At 37.0% G+C, this 17,285-nt stretch carries 22 protein-coding genes, 1 tRNA gene and 1 riboswitch; of the genes, 6 read left to right on the plus strand and 17 right to left on the minus strand.

Annotated features, from left to right (window positions below; all coding sequences use genetic code 11):
• Positions 1 to 5: 5 nt before the first annotated feature.
• The gene (gene gcvT, locus J2X07_RS08285; RefSeq protein ID WP_310257996.1) at positions 6 to 1,106 is read right to left on the minus strand and encodes a glycine cleavage system aminomethyltransferase GcvT; all 1,101 of its coding nucleotides are present in this window, start codon (positions 1,104 to 1,106) and stop codon (positions 6 to 8) included.
• Between the two features lie 177 nt (positions 1,107 to 1,283).
• Positions 1,284 to 1,370, minus strand: a riboswitch (glycine riboswitch).
• A gap of 118 nt (positions 1,371 to 1,488) precedes the next feature.
• Between gcvT and J2X07_RS08290 the strand changes: the two genes are divergently transcribed.
• Together J2X07_RS08290 and J2X07_RS08295 are read left to right on the plus strand one after the other, a co-directional pair.
• Entirely contained in the window at positions 1,489 to 3,186 is a 1,698-nt protein-coding gene (locus tag J2X07_RS08290) for a DEAD/DEAH box helicase (RefSeq protein WP_310257997.1), read from the plus strand.
• The gene (locus J2X07_RS08295; protein WP_310257998.1) at positions 3,155 to 3,934 is read left to right on the plus strand and encodes a YqhG family protein; all 780 of its coding nucleotides are present in this window, start codon (positions 3,155 to 3,157) and stop codon (positions 3,932 to 3,934) included. Before J2X07_RS08290 ends, J2X07_RS08295 begins: the two co-directional genes overlap by 32 nt.
• A 50-nt stretch (positions 3,935 to 3,984) precedes the next feature.
• Here the strand turns inward: J2X07_RS08295 and J2X07_RS08300 are convergent, their stop codons facing one another.
• Genes J2X07_RS08300 through comGA form a run of 9 tightly spaced genes read right to left on the minus strand, consistent with a single transcriptional unit; the run spans position 3,985 to position 8,719 of the window.
• Entirely contained in the window at positions 3,985 to 4,179 is a 195-nt protein-coding gene (locus tag J2X07_RS08300) for a YqzE family protein (protein WP_310257999.1), read from the minus strand.
• Between the two features lie 41 nt (positions 4,180 to 4,220).
• Positions 4,221 to 4,742, minus strand: a complete 522-nt coding sequence (locus J2X07_RS08305) for a shikimate kinase (RefSeq protein ID WP_310258000.1) — start codon at positions 4,740 to 4,742, stop codon at positions 4,221 to 4,223.
• A 2-nt stretch (positions 4,743 to 4,744) separates the two neighbouring features.
• Positions 4,745 to 5,107, minus strand: coding sequence for a competence type IV pilus minor pilin ComGG (gene comGG / locus J2X07_RS08310; protein WP_310258001.1), 363 nt, complete (start codon positions 5,105 to 5,107; stop codon positions 4,745 to 4,747).
• Between the two features lie 14 nt (positions 5,108 to 5,121).
• Positions 5,122 to 5,580, minus strand: a complete 459-nt coding sequence (locus J2X07_RS08315) for a ComGF family competence protein (protein ID WP_310258002.1) — start codon at positions 5,578 to 5,580, stop codon at positions 5,122 to 5,124.
• Positions 5,543 to 5,872 carry a hypothetical protein gene (locus J2X07_RS08320; RefSeq protein WP_310258003.1) on the minus strand — a complete coding sequence of 110 codons (330 nt, stop codon included), beginning with the start codon at positions 5,870 to 5,872 and terminating at the stop codon, positions 5,543 to 5,545. The genes J2X07_RS08315 and J2X07_RS08320 overlap by 38 nt, the downstream gene beginning before the upstream one ends.
• Entirely contained in the window at positions 5,856 to 6,299 is a 444-nt protein-coding gene (comGD, locus tag J2X07_RS08325) for a competence type IV pilus minor pilin ComGD (protein WP_310258004.1), read from the minus strand. Before comGD ends, J2X07_RS08320 begins: the two co-directional genes overlap by 17 nt.
• Complete coding sequence (gene comGC, locus J2X07_RS08330) at positions 6,296 to 6,610, minus strand: competence type IV pilus major pilin ComGC (RefSeq protein WP_310258005.1); 315 nt, start codon at positions 6,608 to 6,610, stop codon at positions 6,296 to 6,298. The genes comGD and comGC overlap by 4 nt, the downstream gene beginning before the upstream one ends.
• 13 nt (positions 6,611 to 6,623) lie before the next feature.
• Positions 6,624 to 7,655: a competence type IV pilus assembly protein ComGB gene (gene comGB / locus J2X07_RS08335; protein WP_310258006.1), complete on the minus strand. Its 1,032-nt coding sequence runs from the start codon at positions 7,653 to 7,655 to the stop codon at positions 6,624 to 6,626.
• Positions 7,652 to 8,719 carry a competence type IV pilus ATPase ComGA gene (comGA, locus tag J2X07_RS08340; protein ID WP_310258007.1) on the minus strand — a complete coding sequence of 356 codons (1,068 nt, stop codon included), beginning with the start codon at positions 8,717 to 8,719 and terminating at the stop codon, positions 7,652 to 7,654. Before comGA ends, comGB begins: the two co-directional genes overlap by 4 nt.
• Positions 8,720 to 8,841: 122 nt before the next feature.
• Here comGA and J2X07_RS08345 point away from each other — a divergent pair.
• Positions 8,842 to 8,916, plus strand: a tRNA-Gln gene (locus J2X07_RS08345).
• Positions 8,917 to 8,949: 33 nt separating this feature from the next.
• Here the strand turns inward: J2X07_RS08345 and J2X07_RS08350 are convergent.
• The gene (locus J2X07_RS08350; protein WP_310258008.1) at positions 8,950 to 9,339 is read right to left on the minus strand and encodes a Spx/MgsR family RNA polymerase-binding regulatory protein; all 390 of its coding nucleotides are present in this window, start codon (positions 9,337 to 9,339) and stop codon (positions 8,950 to 8,952) included.
• 185 nt (positions 9,340 to 9,524) lie between these two features.
• Between J2X07_RS08350 and J2X07_RS08355 the strand changes: the two genes are divergently transcribed.
• Positions 9,525 to 9,770 carry a DUF2626 domain-containing protein gene (locus J2X07_RS08355; protein WP_310258009.1) on the plus strand — a complete coding sequence of 82 codons (246 nt, stop codon included), beginning with the start codon at positions 9,525 to 9,527 and terminating at the stop codon, positions 9,768 to 9,770.
• Positions 9,771 to 9,799: 29 nt separating this feature from the next.
• Here the strand turns inward: J2X07_RS08355 and J2X07_RS08360 are convergent, their stop codons facing one another.
• Both J2X07_RS08360 and J2X07_RS08365 read right to left on the minus strand, forming a co-directional pair.
• A complete protein-coding gene (locus tag J2X07_RS08360) occupies positions 9,800 to 10,891 on the minus strand; it encodes an SAM-dependent methyltransferase (protein WP_310258010.1) in 1,092 nt (363 codons plus the stop codon).
• A gap of 3 nt (positions 10,892 to 10,894) precedes the next feature.
• Positions 10,895 to 11,527 carry an MBL fold metallo-hydrolase gene (locus J2X07_RS08365; RefSeq protein WP_310258011.1) on the minus strand — a complete coding sequence of 211 codons (633 nt, stop codon included), beginning with the start codon at positions 11,525 to 11,527 and terminating at the stop codon, positions 10,895 to 10,897.
• A gap of 70 nt (positions 11,528 to 11,597) precedes the next feature.
• Between J2X07_RS08365 and J2X07_RS08370 the strand changes: the two genes are divergently transcribed.
• Positions 11,598 to 11,999, plus strand: coding sequence for a hypothetical protein (locus tag J2X07_RS08370; protein ID WP_310258012.1), 402 nt, complete (start codon positions 11,598 to 11,600; stop codon positions 11,997 to 11,999).
• Between the two features lie 110 nt (positions 12,000 to 12,109).
• Positions 12,110 to 12,295, plus strand: a complete 186-nt coding sequence (locus tag J2X07_RS08375; protein ID WP_310258013.1) for a DUF2759 domain-containing protein — start codon at positions 12,110 to 12,112, stop codon at positions 12,293 to 12,295.
• Positions 12,296 to 12,358: 63 nt separating this feature from the next.
• Here the strand turns inward: J2X07_RS08375 and J2X07_RS08380 are convergent, their stop codons facing one another.
• The 4 genes from J2X07_RS08380 to J2X07_RS08395 form a co-directional block, all read right to left on the minus strand.
• Positions 12,359 to 13,552, minus strand: a complete 1,194-nt coding sequence (locus J2X07_RS08380; RefSeq protein WP_310258014.1) for a M14 family metallopeptidase — start codon at positions 13,550 to 13,552, stop codon at positions 12,359 to 12,361.
• A 97-nt stretch (positions 13,553 to 13,649) separates the two neighbouring features.
• On the minus strand, positions 13,650 to 15,521 hold the full coding sequence (locus J2X07_RS08385; protein ID WP_310258015.1) for an LTA synthase family protein: 1,872 nt from the start codon (positions 15,519 to 15,521) through the stop codon (positions 13,650 to 13,652).
• Between the two features lie 570 nt (positions 15,522 to 16,091).
• Positions 16,092 to 17,051 (minus strand): ROK family glucokinase, encoded by a 960-nt coding sequence (locus J2X07_RS08390; RefSeq protein ID WP_310258016.1) that lies wholly within the window; start codon positions 17,049 to 17,051, stop codon positions 16,092 to 16,094.
• A 20-nt stretch (positions 17,052 to 17,071) separates the two neighbouring features.
• Positions 17,072 to 17,263 carry a YqgQ family protein gene (locus J2X07_RS08395; RefSeq protein ID WP_310258017.1) on the minus strand — a complete coding sequence of 64 codons (192 nt, stop codon included), beginning with the start codon at positions 17,261 to 17,263 and terminating at the stop codon, positions 17,072 to 17,074.
• Positions 17,264 to 17,285 lie beyond the last annotated feature (22 nt).

Raw genomic sequence — 17,285 nt, forward strand, 5'->3', positions numbered from 1 at the left:
CAGGATTATTTTCCTCGTTTATAAAATGGTGAAGCTACTACTTTTGCTTTTAAACGTTTTTGGCGAATTTGAACTTCAACTTCAGTTCCCAATTCACTATGTTCTTTATCAAGAAGCGCCAGCCCTAAATTCTTTTTTAATGTTGGGGACTGTGTACCTGTTGTTACTTCTCCAATTTTAACGTCACCTTTAAACACTTCATAATGAGAACGCGGAATACCTTTATCGATCATTTCAATACCGACAAGTTTTCTCGGCGCTCCTTCTTTTCTTTGCTGAGCAAGCACTTCTTTACCGATAAAGTCTTCAGCTTTATCTGTTTTAACAGCAAATCCAATGCCAGCTTCCAGCGGTGTAATATCTTTTGTTAATTCTTGTCCATATAATGCAAGCTTTGCTTCGAAACGAAGCGTATCACGGGCCCCAAGCCCACAAGGGAGTAACCCGTCTTCACTGCCTGCATCTAAAATCTGTGTCCATAATTTCTCTGCATCTGCTTGGTTGAGATAAATCTCAAAACCATCTTCTCCGGTATATCCTGTTCTCGAAACAAGAGCAGTAATTCCTGCTAATGAAACTTGATCTTTAAATCGGAAAAAGCCGATTTCAGATAGATCTGTATCAGTCAGTTTCTGCAGAATGTTTTCTGCTTTAGGTCCTTGAATAGCAAGCTGTGCATATTCAGAAGACACGTTAATAAGTTCTACGCCTTCTGTAATATGACTTTGAAGCCATTCAAAATCTTTTTCAATATTTGAGGCATTCACAACTAGAAGGTAGTCATTTTCCGCTCTTTTATAGACTAAAAGGTCATCCACTGTACCACCATTCTCATAGCACATCACTGTATATTGAGCCTGTCCGTTTTGCAGCTTGGACACATCGTTTGTCATCGTGTACTGAAGGAATGATAAAGCGTTTGGTCCCTTAACATCGAATTCACCCATATGTGAAACATCAAATAATCCAGCCTTAGTTCGAACTGCCTCATGTTCCTCTTTAATACTTGAGAATTGAACAGGCAATTCCCAACCACCGAAATCAATTACTTTTCCACCGTGCTCTTTGTAAATATCAAACAACGGTGTACGCAGCAATGTAGCCATGTGAACTCCTCCTTTTTCATAACTTAAAATTTTCGATCATTCTTCTGGACAAAAAAAGGACAGAAAGACCCCTGTTTTTTAAAGGTCCTCTGTCCTGCAACCGGTAAGTTTCTCAAATTGATACCTGAGTTTCTTCGTTGGTGGCTTTCATCTATAAAAAAGCACTCTCCAGAGATGCGTCGGGTAAGAGTCTTTTTGCCTGAGAGTTTCACATATGTTTGCTCCTTCGGCGCCGCTAATCGCAGTCTCTCCTCTTACTTTCATTCGCGAGTATGTTATTGTCCAAGGTCGCACATACTATTACTATGTTTACTACATTATTATCCTATCATTTTTATAAAAGGAAAGGCAATGAACTTTTTTACAAGAAAGGAAATCCGGTATGAAAATCGACGTTCAGTTTCAGCGTGATTGGCATGATGAATTTTTGAAACGTGTAGAAGAAGATGGGCCTTGGGCTAATTGGGAATTATATAATTTAGCTCTTGAAGCTGAAAATCACTTAGCCATCCCAGAATTTTTAGGACTACAGGCACCCAATCATCTTCCGGATATGACATTCCTTCCTCATCAGCTGGACGTTGCAACGACCGTTATTGAACAAATGAACGGAAAAGCCATTCTTGCCGATGAAGTTGGTCTGGGTAAGACAATAGAAGCTGGTTTGATTTTAAAAGAGTACATGATACGAAGACTGGCCAAGAAAATATTAATCTTAGTTCCCGCTTCATTAGTCATTCAATGGACAAATGAGCTTAACTCAAAATTTTTCATCCCTGCAGTTGCTCAAAAAAAAGCATACGTATGGGAACAATGCGATGTTGTTGTCTCATCTATCGATACAGCGAAACGTGCGCCACATAGGGATATTGTTCTAAACCAGGACTATGATTTAATCATTATCGATGAAGCTCATAAGTTAAAAAACAAGAAAACGAAAAATTATGAGTTTGTCCAGTTGCTCAAAAAGAAATTTTGTCTTCTTCTGACTGCCACCCCTGTTCAAAACCGTGTAGAAGAGATATTCAACCTTGTTTCTTTGCTCAAACCCGGTCATTTAGGTAACCGAGAAAATTTTGACAAGGACTTTAAAGAAGATAAGCATTCTTTAAAAAACGAAGAAAAGCTCAAGCAATTAGTGAATAAAGTGATGGTTCGAAACAGACGTGAAGAAACTGGGTTAGAATGGCCAAAACGGATCGTAAAAACCATTCCTATTACATTATCAAAAACAGAACGGGATCTTTATGATGAGATTACTACTTTAAAAAATGATTCCTATTTTGACCGCAGTAAATTTTCAATAGTGACATTGCAGCGTGAAGCTTGCAGTTCCAGAGAAGCTGTATTCTTAACACTAAAGAACATGCTTCAAAAAGATGTCCCGACAGCGGCTATGGAAAATCGAATCCTAAACTTAATGAAAAAGATTGAACTAGTTGATCAAAATTCTAAAGCCTTAAAAGCACTGGAACTGATCCAATCGATCAATTCAAAGGTCATTATTTTTACGGAATACCGGGCGACACAGCTCTACCTTCAATGGTTTCTGCAGCAGCATGGAATCTCATCTGTTCCTTTTAGAGGCGGATTTAAACGGAGCAAAAAGGATTGGATGACACACCTTTTTAAAACCCGTGCTCAAGTCCTAATCGCAACAGAAGCTGGGGGCGAAGGAATCAACCTGCAATTTTGCCAGAACATCATTAATTATGATTTACCGTGGAATCCAATGAGAATCGAGCAGCGTATAGGACGTATTCACCGAATCGGCCAGCAAGGTGATGTTCATATTTATAATTTCGCCACACAAAATACCATTGAAGAACACATTCTAAATCTTTTGTATAACAAGATTAATTTGTTTGAGAGTGTAATCGGTGAACTCGATGAAATTTTAACCAAGTTTGAACTTAAAAACATTGAACGTCATATCGCTGACATATTCAGCACTTCCGACAGTGAAGGGGAAATAAGAGTGAAGATGGATAACCTGGCTTCCCTTATTAACTTAGATGGCGGAATTAAACAGAAAGGATGGGAAGAGCATGCAGCAGCACGAGATTCATCGATTTCTTGAAAGGTATTTTGATGCGAATGAATGCCGAATACTCGAGAAAAATTTCAGCTATATGAAGGTCCAGCTTACTGTCGATCTTGATAAAGTGCTCATGAACCGTCCATTCTATTGGCACTACCTGGAAAAAACAGGCGGCACTCCTAACCCGATGACCCTTACATTAGTAACAGGACAACAGCCAACACCGGATGGAAAAGGAGAGTTTATCCATTTTGGCTCTCCTCGGCTTCATCAAATATTTGCATCATCAAAAAAACTGGCTTCTTTTATTCGGCTTTATGAATCAGTACCTCAGCAAGGTGCTCAAGTTCCGCTTATACCCTGGCTGTGTTTGAATGTGAAAGTGACGTATCAATGTGATCAGAAGAAAGACCAAGTGCTTTCTTATGGGATTCAGCTGATCAATGGAACGATTGAAAATCAATTCCACCAGCGCCTCCAAAAATTATTATTAACGAAGCGAATTCCTGACTTTTGTTACACCCTATCACCATTTATAAAACCCGAAAGTGCCCTTAAAAGAATTGAAGGAAGAATTCAGGAGACAATCAACCAAGATGAACATACATGGGCAGATGAAGCGATAAACCGGTGGAAAGAAGATGAAGAATTACTGGAAAGCTTTTATGAAGAAGTTGAAACAAAGCCCGAATCTTATCATGTTGAAAAGGAAGCTCTCCGTACACAATATGAGCCGAAAATCATGGTTGAGATCATTAATGGCGGACTATTTTATTTAGCAAGATAGCGAAAACGAGGATGACCCGAATATCGGATCATCCTCTACCTTTTTCCAGCCTATTCCGTTTTTTTCCTTTTCTTTTTCATTGCCATCCCTATTCCCATAGGAACCATTCCAAATAAGTACGTGAGCATTGGTTCTTTTTCATTCTTTCTTGCACGTTTTCTTTCCGTTCTTACTGCTTTTGGCTCATCTAAATATTTTATGATTTTTTGTGTCAGATATTTCACTACATCCGTTCCTGCAGCCATCTCTAAACCCCTTTATTAAGACATCACTTTTAGTCTTGTCTTTATTTCCAGGAATTAAACGGTTTTATTTCATCCAATATACGGATGCATATCTCTTCGGCCGTTAAATGATCGGTTATAATGGTTACATCACTTTTTTCATAAAACTCATTTCTCATTTGATATAGTTCGAAAACTTCTTCTTTGGTTTTCGTAAGAAGGATTGGCCGTTTGTTTCGTTCCTCTTCCTTCATCAACCTCTTCCATAATATAGGAAAGCTTGTTTTTAAATAAATGACGGTTCCTTTGCTTTTCATATAAGATAAATTTTCCTCACGAACGACAGCACCCCCGCCTGTCATAACGACAGCGTTTTCAAGCGGCAGCTGTCTTATAGCAAGGGACTCATAATTCCGGAAAGCTTCTTCTCCCTCACTCGCAAATATTTCTTTTATCGTTTGACCGCGAAGTTTTTCAACTGTGGTATCTACATCATAAGGCGGAACTTCCAGCTGTTTAGACAAGAGATTCCCAACAGATGTTTTGCCGCATCCCATAAAACCTACTAAATATATGGTGTTCAAATCTAACCCTCCACCCATTTCGTAACACGATTCTGGCTTACATTATAATATACTTCCACATTTTTTGTATGCTGATGAATGGTAACAGCTTCTATTTCAATAAGTCTTTCATCAGTATTTGATTCATTGACAGTAACTTTAACATTGCCCTCTTGCCAAGTAAAATAATATTCTTCAGAAAAAGAGCTATTAGATGCCTGCAAGAGTTCCAGCGTTTTTTCTAATGCGTCCCTCGAAAGTCTTTCTTCCCTCCTAACATCCTCTTCAAAGTATACAAACTGTCTTTCTGAAAACACTCTTTCCGTTAAATAACCAAAGAAAAGAAGAACAATAAAACTGAGAGTAACGATTAAAGGATAAATCACACCCCTTTGATCACTCATTTATTCATTGTTTGAAAAACACGGTGATATTTTTGGTCTAATGAATCAATTATTTCAATCTCTATAAAATTTTCTGAGCGCCTATTTATTTCTAAGGAATTAATATTTTGCAGCCAAACTTCATGACCCATTCCATTAACCTGCTTGCGAATAAGAGAATGATATTTTGAAAAACTTGTTACATTCCCATTATCAGCTGCAAGGTTTAATTGATTGTTTTGGATTTCAATGGCAGATGCTTCTCTGATTTCTTTTCCTATCATCGAGAAAAATAGAATCGTGTCTTCTAACTGTGAAATGGGAGGTGCTTTTTGGAGAGGTATAAGAAACAGAGGAATTATAGATGTAAGCATAAGCAAAACACCTAAAGCAATGATGACTTCCAGTAAAGTATAACCTCTTTCGCTTTTTACAACTTTACAAATGAGCGGCACACGTTTTATATTCTTTTCCATTCTCCCCCCTGAAAATAATACAAATTTCATATTCATCTGAAACACCCTTTTGGTATTTTAATAAATAGGTTGTTCCTAATTGGTCCCACTCTTTATTTTCTAAAGTTTTATTAAAACCATAGTTAGCTGCTGCAAAATCTGCTTCGTTTACGGCATATAATAACTGTCTTGTTGTTTTACTTTCTTTATAGATGTCATATACAAAATGAATACTCATCGCTGAGACAGCTGTAAATATTACTAGACCCATCATACATTCGATTAAAAGATATCCTTTACTGTTTTGAAACATAAAATTTCCCTTTGCCTATTTGAAAGACCATTTTATACGTATGATTTCCTGAATGAACATAGAGTGTACCCGCACGATTAATATTTCCAAATTGGTTATATTGAATGATCAATGACATGGAATAGTTTACGAATGTAATAAATTCAGGAAAAGACTTCTTAACCGGTTTACCAGTTTTGTAACCGCGTATCTCGTAAAAATGATCATCATTATTAATAATCAAACGATACGTACTGCCATCCATTATGGCTCTTTGTTGAATGTGCAGAAGGTCCTTTTGAAAAGCAGCAATGAAATATTCCGTTTTTCGATTTTTTTGAAACGCATCAAATTTAGGTATAGCAACTGTCCCAATGATTGAGATAATCAAAAGCACGATGATCATCTCAATTAAAGAAAAGCCATATTGATCATGATGTGATTTCACTCGGCAGAAGGGTCCTCATTATTCACACTTACGTTTCCTTCACTATCAATCGTTAAAGGGCTCTTATCCGGACAAACAATTGTATCCACATATCCTTGCTCTTTTAATTCTTCCAGAGTCGGCAAATCGCCATTTTCGGCTTCGTAAGCTCCTACTTGCCCTTGAACAAGGTCGATGGTCGCTTCACATCCAAGTGATTTAACCACTTTATTGTTTTTTGTCATACTAGGTAAAGCGATTAACATGAGTATTGATATAATCAAAAGGACAATCATCATTTCGATTAAGGTAAAGCCATTTTCATTCTTCATAAAAACATCCTCCTCATAATGCTTCCATAAGATTAAACATCGGTAATAACATTGAGGCAAAGAGCAAGAGGACAAACCCTCCGATTAAACCGAATAATAATGGCTGTATCTTTTGCATGGCATTTAACAGCTTGTCTTCTAACGCCTTAAACAGCCATTCGCCATATTGAAGCAAGTCGGATCCCAACTTTCCATGAACTTGTCCAAAATGGATAATTCCAGCTAACTCTTGTACATAAAAGGGTTTATCCTTTAATAAATCAGGCAAGGATTTTCCATTAATTAATCCCTTTTGTATCCTTATACTCTCTTCTTTCAAAAATTCGATTTGCATTTGTTTTTCCATTACGATTAAGGCATCCGTAACAGATAACCCGCTATTCAGCATCGAGCCAAAATTGACACACAAATAATGAGTGTTCAAGAGCTTAAGATAGCTTTTTATTATAGGAATAGATGTCAAGATAACCATTCTAGATGACGGCTTTATCCTGTTTTTAAATACTGTCACAGCAATTCCGCAAAATATTAAAAAAGCGAGAAATAAGAAAACGATTTTGGGGATGAAGGTTAATAAATAAATCATGATGGAAGTAAATACAGGGGTCTTAATTTCAAGTGATGAAAAAAGCAGTAAAAACTGTGGGAATAAAAAGTGATAAAAAAGAAAACCGATCCAAACCGTAAGAAATATGAGAAACAATGGATATCTAATCGTTTTATTTAACCTCTCCAGCCATTCCGCTTTCTTTTTCATAAAAATCCCATTTTCCATTAAACTTTCAGCAATATTTCCATTCGCGCTGTTAATACCAATAGAACTTAAAACTTCCTTAGGCAAGTCTAATTTCGAGAAAAACTCAATCAGTAATTGTCCATCATCAAGGCTGTCCAAAGCATGATCCAGAAAATATTTTTCTTTTTTTCTCAGCTGCGGTCTTAACAATTCGGTGCTTTTGTTTAAAGAATAGCCTTGATCCAATAATTGACCTAGTTTATAAAGAAATGCTCCCTGAGAAGCTCTTCTCCATTTTTTGATGATCAATGAATTTCAGCCCCCATCCACTTCTCGTAGCTCTCTTTTGTGATAAAACCTGCGGCGTAAGCATGATTAAAATAATAGGCGAGAGATTTAAACAAAGGGGCAGCTACAGTGTAGGATGATTTTAAATCGATGGCGTTATCCAGGTCTTTTCCGCTTAAAATTTCATAAAGTCCTGCCCTTCTGAATGACCTGTTTTTAAAACAAAAATCTTTACATTCATTTCCGCAATATGGACAAGGAACTGAAATGAGCCTTTGAGAAACAACCCCCATCAGTGTTTGCTTGAGTTCTGTTTCTTGAATGCCAAACTCTCTTAACCGCTCAATACACCCTAAGCAATCCGTAGCATGCATAGTGGAAAGAACCAGATGCCCCGTAAGTGATGCCCGAATGACTAACCGTGCAGCAGCTTCGTCACGGATTTCTCCGATCATAATCACATCAGGATCATGACGCAGCAATGACTTAAAACCTTCACCGTAGGTTACACCTGCTTTTTCATTGATTTCCATTTGTAAAAAAGTATCTACTTTTCGTTCTACAGGATCTTCCAATGTGACGACTTGCCGTTTAAATTGATTTTGAAGAAATTGGAGCAGCGTATAAAGGATTGTCGTTTTTCCAGCGCCTGTTGGCCCCGTAAACAGCAAAAGGCCGCTTGAACGTCTTATGAGTAAAAGAAGCTGCTGAAGTGTTTGAGGGAAAAGTGAGAGTTCACCTATCGATAAAATTTCTTGTTGAGGGAGAATTCTTATAACGAGAGATTCGTTAAACGCAGAAGGTATGGAAGAAAAGCGAAGATGTACGTTTTCATTGTTTACCATGGCATCCATTGAGCCACTTTGGGGTTTTCTGATTTCCCCGATGTCCATTCGAGCTGAATATTTAAAATGCGAGATAACACGCAGGTATTCCTCTTGAGAAAGTGTTTTAAATTCAACCAGTCTTTCATCGATTCGAAATTGTACGATCCCTCCTTTTTTTATGGGTATGAAATGAATATCTGATGCTTTTTGTTTAACAGCTTCTGTTAAAATCGAACTGCTTAACAATTTTATTGGCAATCGATATCAGCCTCCTTTATTGCCTTATAATAAGAAATACTTCGTTTTCAAAAAAAATCCTGCAGCATTTTTTATTTATCCGCATATAAAATTCGACACTGCTCATACTAGTATTGTTGCATTGGGCTATAGCCAAGCGGTAAGGCAACGGACTTTGACTCCGTCATGCGCTGGTTCGAATCCAGCTAGCCCAGCCAAAAAAACACTCTTAAAGGTTAAGAGTGCAGTTTTCAGGACACATGACTTGAGATGTGTTCTTTTTCTTTTTTCTGGCATAGCTTTTTCATCTCTCCAGGACTATATCCAGCAATAAGTTTTGTCCCATCTGTAACAATAGGTCTTTTTAATAATTTTGGATTATCCACTAATAATTGAAGCATTTCATTTGTCGTTAACTCATCAATATCCACTTTTAGGGATTTAAACGATTGGCTTCTTCTAGCTAAGATTTCCTCTGTTCCTGCTCTAGTTAGTTTTAAAATATCTCTAAGCTCTTCAACTGTTGGAGTATCCTTAAATAAATGTCTTTCATCAAAAGTTACTTTATTTTGTTTAAGCCACATTTTAGCTTTCCGGCATGATGTGCAGCTGGGATAAGTGTAAAAAGTAATCTCATTCATCCTTCCTCACTCCTTTTAGTTTAACAATACCTTTATTTTGGACAGGCTAAACTAAAATCAGCTAAAATTTTGTTAAAATTTACTATACATCATGAGTGACGCTTACAATTGCCATTTACAAGCAAGTGGAATCTCATATATAATACTAAAGGATACAAGTATTGGCTAAAAAAGGAGGGATACATATGTCAAGAATGTATAAAGTGTTGGGATTTTGGACAGGAATCATCGGTGTCATGGCTTATCTTGGAGATTTGCAAGACATGGCGTTATTGTTCTTAGGCCAAACCATTATGTTCGTTTCATTAGGTTATTTGAACTTATCTGAACGTATGTATATTTATATCTTTGGTGCATATTTAACAGTTTTCTTTGTAGGTTTTACATACTGGTCAACATTTATGATGACTCCTGGAGCTGGCGGACATTAATATCATCAGCTACTAAAAAAACGGTTCCGTTAATTAACGGAACCGTTTTTTTGTTGTTGTAGAACTTGAAAGCCGTTAGCAAGTGTATGATCGAAGAGAAAAGAACGTATCGCCCTGTTTCTCTTATGTTCCGCTGAAAATGGATCCGTTTGCATTGAGTTCGTTAAATATGTTAACATTCCTTCTTTTAATAAAAAATCTCCTTGCGTATGAAATGCAATCGTTTCTACATTATTTTTACTCGCTGTATGCTCTACTTGGTCCCAATCAACATGATAAGTGATATCCATCTCACCGGAATGAGATAAAGGGTTATTTATGATTTGATGATGAAAATATCCCCTTACACTTCCTTCTTTTAGACTTTCCATACTCCATTGTTCATTTTTATAGCCATAATCAACAAAGAACAATAAAGCATCTTCATTAATCCATCGATACACATCCTCCAGCCACTCAAGCATTTGAAAAGATACTTCAAGATCAAAATGGATCGGCCGAGATGTAAAAAGATTATTCAAATGGATAATTAAATATGGGTCCCGGGTTGGCACATATTGAAATTCGAAACCGTCATCTTCCTGGTCAAGCCCTACTACTTTCTCGTACCAGGCTTCCCCACGATTTTGAAATATGCGCAGCGGAAAAGCATCTAATACTTCATTTGCAAAAACAATCCCTTTAAATAAAGGAAAGATATGCATCAATTCATCAAGCGTACTAAAAATTTTAACAGGCAGATTCTTCAGCTCTTCTTTTAGCAGTTTACGGTGATAAGGGCTTTTCTCAACAATGATATAGGATAATAATTCATTATCCTCCTCTCTGTTCCATGCTCGTATTACCTGTTTCGCAAAATTTCCATTTCCTCCGCCAAACTCAACCACAATGGGATCTAATTTATGTGATTTAATACTTCTAACAAAAACCGATGCCCATACTTCTCCAAATACATCAGACACGGAACTGGAAGTATAAAAATCTCCTTTTTTTCCGATTTTCTGATGCTGTTTCATATAATAACCAAAAACGGGATGGTAAAGCGCTTGTTCCATATATTGTTCAAGTGTTAAGTATTCATTATTCTTTAATTGGTCTTTCAGTAATGTTTGAAGAGACACGTTTTAAAACCCGCTTAAAAAAGGATTTGAATCCATTTCCATTCCAATGGTTGTCTCTGGCCCATGACCGGACAGTACTGTTGTCTCTTCTGGTAATAGAAGAAGCTTCTGATGTATGCTTTGTAATAACAATTTTTGGTTTCCACCAAAAAGGTCTGTTCTGCCGATGCTTCCTGCAAATAAGGCATCACCTGAAAAGACAGCATTTGCACCCTTTAAATAATACGATACACTTCCTGGCGAGTGACCAGGTGTGATCAAGATTACAAAAGAAAAAGACCCTATTTTAAGCATCTTGTCATTATCCGTTAAAATATGGCTCGCTTGTTTGGCAGTGATACTCTGACCAAAATATAAAGATCCGTTCTTTTTTGTGTTCCCTAGCCAATCTGCTTCCCTTTTATGAATATAAAGAGGCACATCGTAGCGTTCTCTTACTTCATCGACTCCACCTATATGATCAAAATGGGCATGTGTTAAAAGGATTGCAAGAGGTTTTAATTGATTAGATTCGATATTTTGTATAATTCTTTTCCCTTCACTGCCTGGATCAATAATTATTGCTTCATTCTCCCGGTTATAAATGATATATGTATTTTCCTGAACTGGACCTACTGTTAGCTTTTTCCACTGCATTACGTTTCCTCCATTGCAACTTATTTATTTCTATCTTACACTAAAATAATCAAAAATACGGAGGAAAAACATGAAGCATTATTATGGTTATGAATCAGAGGAAGTGATTCCAGATCAAATGACGATTATTGACTCGGCAGATGATCTCTTTATTTTTGAAAAGCCATTGCTAGATAAAGAGTTGATTCCTTTATTAAAAGTCCATCCTCAAAAAACGACAAAACTGTTTGATGATTATGGTTTCTTCTCTGACAACGGTAATTGTTATTTGTATTTCGAGATGATTTGCGCATTTTTGATTTCAAAAGGTAATGAACAGCAGGTTACCATGTTTTTGTTTCAAGTTGAAGAAGAGTTGATTGCAATCCATGAAGACATAAAACCTATTTTCATTTTAGGAAGGCAGCATGATCTGCTTATTCAAAAGTGGGCAGCATCCTATAAAGTCGAAATAGAATTTTTAATATCTTAATTGTTCACTCGACAAATCTGGATAAAACAAGTAAAATAGTACTCGGGTTTACCTTAGTGAAAGCGTTATACATAAGATTGGAATACTCCAGAGCAAGGGGGCACTTATTCATGGGATTAGCCGTTATTTTTGGTGTGGTAGCTATATTAGCTGCATTCGGATTATTACGTTCATTAAAAATTAAAAACTTAATGGCTGCTGGTTTTGCGTTCTTAACATTTGCTGTATTTGGCTGGTTTACAGTTATGACAGTATTAGACGTATTTATGGGCAGCGGCGGTTCAACTGGTCACTAAAAACAAAAAAAAGCCATCCGGTAGTCATTATCGGACGGCTTTTTTAATTTTAACTTTTTCAAACTACATATATAACCCCGCAAGCAAAAGACCTCGTGTATCTTTATATATTTGATCAAACTGCCTAAGCGGCAGCGGATTGACACCAATTCCAAGTTCTACAGTAAAACCCGGTCTCTTATATTCTTGAATATACCAGTCCTTATAGCCCGCATAACTATCTACATAGCGGATTGCTTTATAACCGCTTACTTTTTCAAATTCAGCAGCAAGATCTCCCGAGACAGGCATTGGTTCATCTCCTTCGAATCCCCAATAAATTTCTTTGCCCTGTGTATGAAGAGCGATAACACGGTCAAATTCGAACCTCTCAACAGCATCAGCCATTGCGATTGCCTCGGGTTCAGTCAGAGGCTTCTCACCCGGAAAATCTCTAGAGGCTGGCTCTTGCGGTTTGCGTTTTTGTTCAATCTCCCATTTTGCCGGAAACTGATTATTCAAATCAACTCCTCTAATATTTGCTTTCCAATCAGAGAAATCACGTTTCCCGTGATTCAGCTTCAACACCAGCTCCCGGTATTCTTCATTTTCTGGCGGCCCATTCAGTGCAAGATCAACTCCATCTGGGTCGACCATAGGAACAGCTAATAATGTAGAGTCTCTATACAGGGTCAGCGGGTCTCTTTCATTAAGGTGTTTATTTGTGGTTAGCGCTTGAGCATACTCATTTATAAATTTCATTAATATCGCGGTTGTTATCCACTCATTGCCATGAAAAGAACCATTAACATGTACTTTTTTTTGTCCATTCCCTATAGATAATATATCAATCGGTTTTCCAAGAACGGAAAATCCAATGGTTTGTTTTTTAATGAATGGGTAATGTTTTATCAATTTTTCAACGTCTTCATTCAGAGCACTGAAATCATATTTTCGCTTCGCTTCTATCGTTGGAAAAGACATAAAAACAGGAATAGATATTTCATCATTCGGAGATATTTTCATTGGATTTACCGCTTGGTTGAATAAGTACAGAGCATCAACGGGTATACTCTTGTTTTCAGCAATTGTAAAAAAAGAATCTCCCTTCTTAATTTTATATCTTTGAATCGTTATACCCGGTATTTGAACTTTTTGTCCTGGTACTAAATCAAGAGACATTACTTTAGGATTGGAGTCTTTGATTAAGTTAAAAGGGATTGACAAAAGCCTGGAATAATACCAAAGAGAATCCCCATTACGAACTGTAATTTCCAATCTGAGCCCTCCTAAAAAAACGTTCTCTTAAAGATGTATGTTTAGGAAGACCAGATATGCAAAAAAGTGCCTAGCCGAAGCTAAGCACTTTTTATTCTTACTTATTTTGTTTTGCTTTGTCCTTATCATAGAAACGTAAAAGGTCTCCGTAAACAATTCGGTCAGATATTTCAAGATCTGACTTCGCACGTTCAGCACCTGGCTTACATGCTTTACCGTCCACTGGTTTACCAGTCGCTTTGTCATAACATTTACCTTTTGTGAAAACATTGTTTTTAGTGATATACGAGTTATCTCTAAGAACAGCAAAATCCCCATGGTCTTTAGAGAATAAATCAGTACCTAGATCAATATCGCCTCTTGTATCATTTCCAAGCAAATGCTGAATAGTTGGCTTAATATCAACTTGACCAGCAACTTCGTTCATTACTTTACCTTTATCACCTGGAATGTGAATAAAGAATGGTACTTTTTGAAGCTGTATTGATTCGAAAGGCGTGATGTCTTTTCCTAGGAATTGACTCATTGCCTCATTGTGATTCTCTGAGATCCCATAATGGTCTCCATATAAGATGAAGATAGAGTTGTCATATAATCCTGCTTTTTTTACTTCATCAAAGAACTCTTTTAATGCTTCGTCTTCATAGCGTACGGTTGTAAAGTATCTATTTACTGTTCCGTCGCCTGATGTCCATTCAGGAATAGACTGATCTTCCTCATTTAAAGTGAAAGGAAAATGATTTGTTAACGTAATAAATCTTGTGTAGAACGGTTTCGGCTGTTCTTTTAAGTGCGGTATTGTCTGTTTAAAGAATTCTTTATCCTTTAATCCCCAACCGACTGAATTTTCAGGTGTTACATTGAAATCTTTTAATGAGTAGTAACGATCATAACCTAAATTATGATACATAATATCGCGGTTCCAGAAACTCTTGTTATTCGCATGCATTACTGATGTATAGTAACCTTTTTCTTTCAGTAACTCTGGTGATGCATTATATTCATTTTGAGAATGTGTGAAATAAACAGCTCCACTTGGAAGCGGGAATAAAGAGTTATCTACTAAGAACTCTGCATCAGATGTTTTCCCTTGACCCGTTTGGTGATAAAAATTCGGGAAATAGTAGCTGTTTTTAGTAAGACTGTTTAAAAACGGAGTAATTTCTTTACCGTTAACAGACTCGTTAATCACAAAGTTTTGTGTAGATTCAAGGGAAATAACAAAAACGTTCTTCCCTTTCGCCTTACCGAACATCTCAGGATTCGGTTCCTTATAATTTGCTCGTGCATAGTTTTCAATATCAGTAATTTCGCTGCTATCTGCAAATGCACGCTGCGCTTTTGCTTTAGATTGAAGAATGGAATCATAAATATGGTAATTATATGTTCCGATGTTTTTAATAAGCATCTCACGGTCAAATGTACGTGTTAAAAGCTGAGGACGTTCTGTTTCAGCAATTCCGACATTGACAATAAATAGTACTAAAGCAGCCATAAATGTTAAAGTAACCTGCTTGCGAGAGGCACGGGCCGGACGATAGTCATAGCGTCTCATGAAATAAGCCAGCACAATAATATCTACAAATAATAAGATATCTGTAGGCTTGATCAATTCAAAAATACTGTTTCCTAAGTCACCCATGTTACTTGTTTGAAACAAGACCGGAATGGTAATAAAGTCTGTGAAAAACCGGTAAAAAACCATGTTTGCATACATTACAAAACTCATTATCGCACTGATTGCGACAATCATTCTTCTATGAGCTTTTCCTTTAAAATAAAGTGTTACCCCAAGGAAAAGAACAATAGAACTGATCGGATTAATAAAAAGGATGAACTCCTGCATTTTATTATCCATTGGTAAATCGAAAGCCGTTTTATAAACGATATACGTTTTCATCCATAGTAATGCAATTGCTATAAAGAAAAATCTATATTCAGCAAATGCTTGTTTCATTTTTTCTTTCATACGTTCTCTGACCTCCTCAATCAAAAAGAACTCTTGTTTTTATTTCCCATCTTATACTCAACCAACACCGATTATTGTTAAATGTGTGTTTACAAAAACTTAATCAAAGGATTACATAAAGAGTATAATATATGGTTTTGAGCAAGAATTCAATACCTAAAAGTACTATTTCAAGATTCTGACAAATTTTTCACAAAAACTATTTTTGTATTACCCTGCTTTCTGCACTCATAAACCATTAGACGAACTTGTCACAAAAAAGTTTCAAAAAAATAAAGCTGTTTTTGTATAATTTGTGCTCTTGGAAGTAGTTGATTTCTGTTTCAGGATGCTCGCTTTCCGCGGGGCGTGCGGTGAGCCTCCCTGGCGCTCTGCACCTGCGGGGTCTCACCTGTCACACTGATCCCGCAGGAGTCTCGCACCTTTCACTCCAATCAACTTGCCAATGATGAGAATGATGAGAAGGAATAATACGTTCCAAAAACAACAATCTTTTAAAAAGAAGCATGCAGATGTATAAACCAAAATAAAAAGAACTGCCTGTCAGCAATTCTTTTATTCAATATCTTATTAAATATTGTGTTTAGCAAGCCATGCCCCGCCAATTACTCCTGCATCATTACCAAGCGTGGCAACTTTTAATGAGGCACCTTCAGCCACTCTCGGAAGGGCGAATCGCTTAAACTGCTTTTCGAGTCTCGACATTAAAACATCACCTGCTTGCGAAACCCCTCCTCCGATAACGATCTTACCTGGGTTAATGCTATTGGAAAGATTTGCAATAACAAGTCCTAGATGGAATGCAACTTCATCTAATGTTTCAGTGGCAGCCTGATCTCCATTTTCTGCTGCGTATGCTACATCTTTCGCTTTAAGTTCACCATTCTCCGACAAAATTCTGTTAAGTGCAGATGATTTATCATTTCCGGCTTTTTCTTTTGCGATTCTTGCTATTCCTGTTGCAGAGGCTATGGTTTCTATGCAGCCTGTTTTTCCACAGTTGCAGGCTGCTCCACCTTCAGGAATAGAAGTAATATGTCCAATTTCGCCTGCCATACCGTTTGTTCCATGCATGATGTGTCCATTAACAATTATTCCTCCGCCTACTCCCGTTCCAAGAGTCACCATTAGCAGGTTACCTTCACCATCACCTGCACCGAGCCACATCTCTCCTATAGCAGCAATATTCGCGTCATTATCAACGATGACAGGGAGCCCGGTTTCTCTTTCAAGCTCTTCTTTCAAAGCGTAATTTTTCCAACCTATATTAACAGCATGATAGATAAAGCCAGTTTTCATATCAATGAACCCTGGAGCACCCATTCCAATAGCTAAAAGCTTTTCCTCTGTCTCAGAAAGCTGCACTAATTGATTCTTGATTGATTGAGCAATATCTTTAACGATGCTCTTGCCATCTTCATTAATATTTGTTGGGATCTCCCACTTTTCGACGATATGACCATCTAGTGTAATAAATGCAATCTTTATTGTTGTTCCGCCTAAGTCTACTCCAACTAGCCATTTTCCCATTTTATTTCATCCTTTTTGAGTTATTGTAATTTGTTGATTGAAGCACGAATAATTAGTACAGCTTGTTTGAAATCGTTTACATCAATCAGTTTTTGATTGTACAGTTCTCGAACTTCATCTTGAATGAGTTCTAAATCCCCCAGTGGATTTCCTGTATAAATGATTGTCCCGAATCTTTTTAAAAGCTGCTGGACATCATATATTGTTTTCATTTTCATCACCAGTGTCATTATA

Source organism: Fictibacillus barbaricus (genome assembly GCF_031457135.1).
In the GTDB taxonomy this organism is placed as follows: Bacteria; Bacillota; Bacilli; order Bacillales; family Fictibacillaceae; genus Fictibacillus; species Fictibacillus barbaricus_A.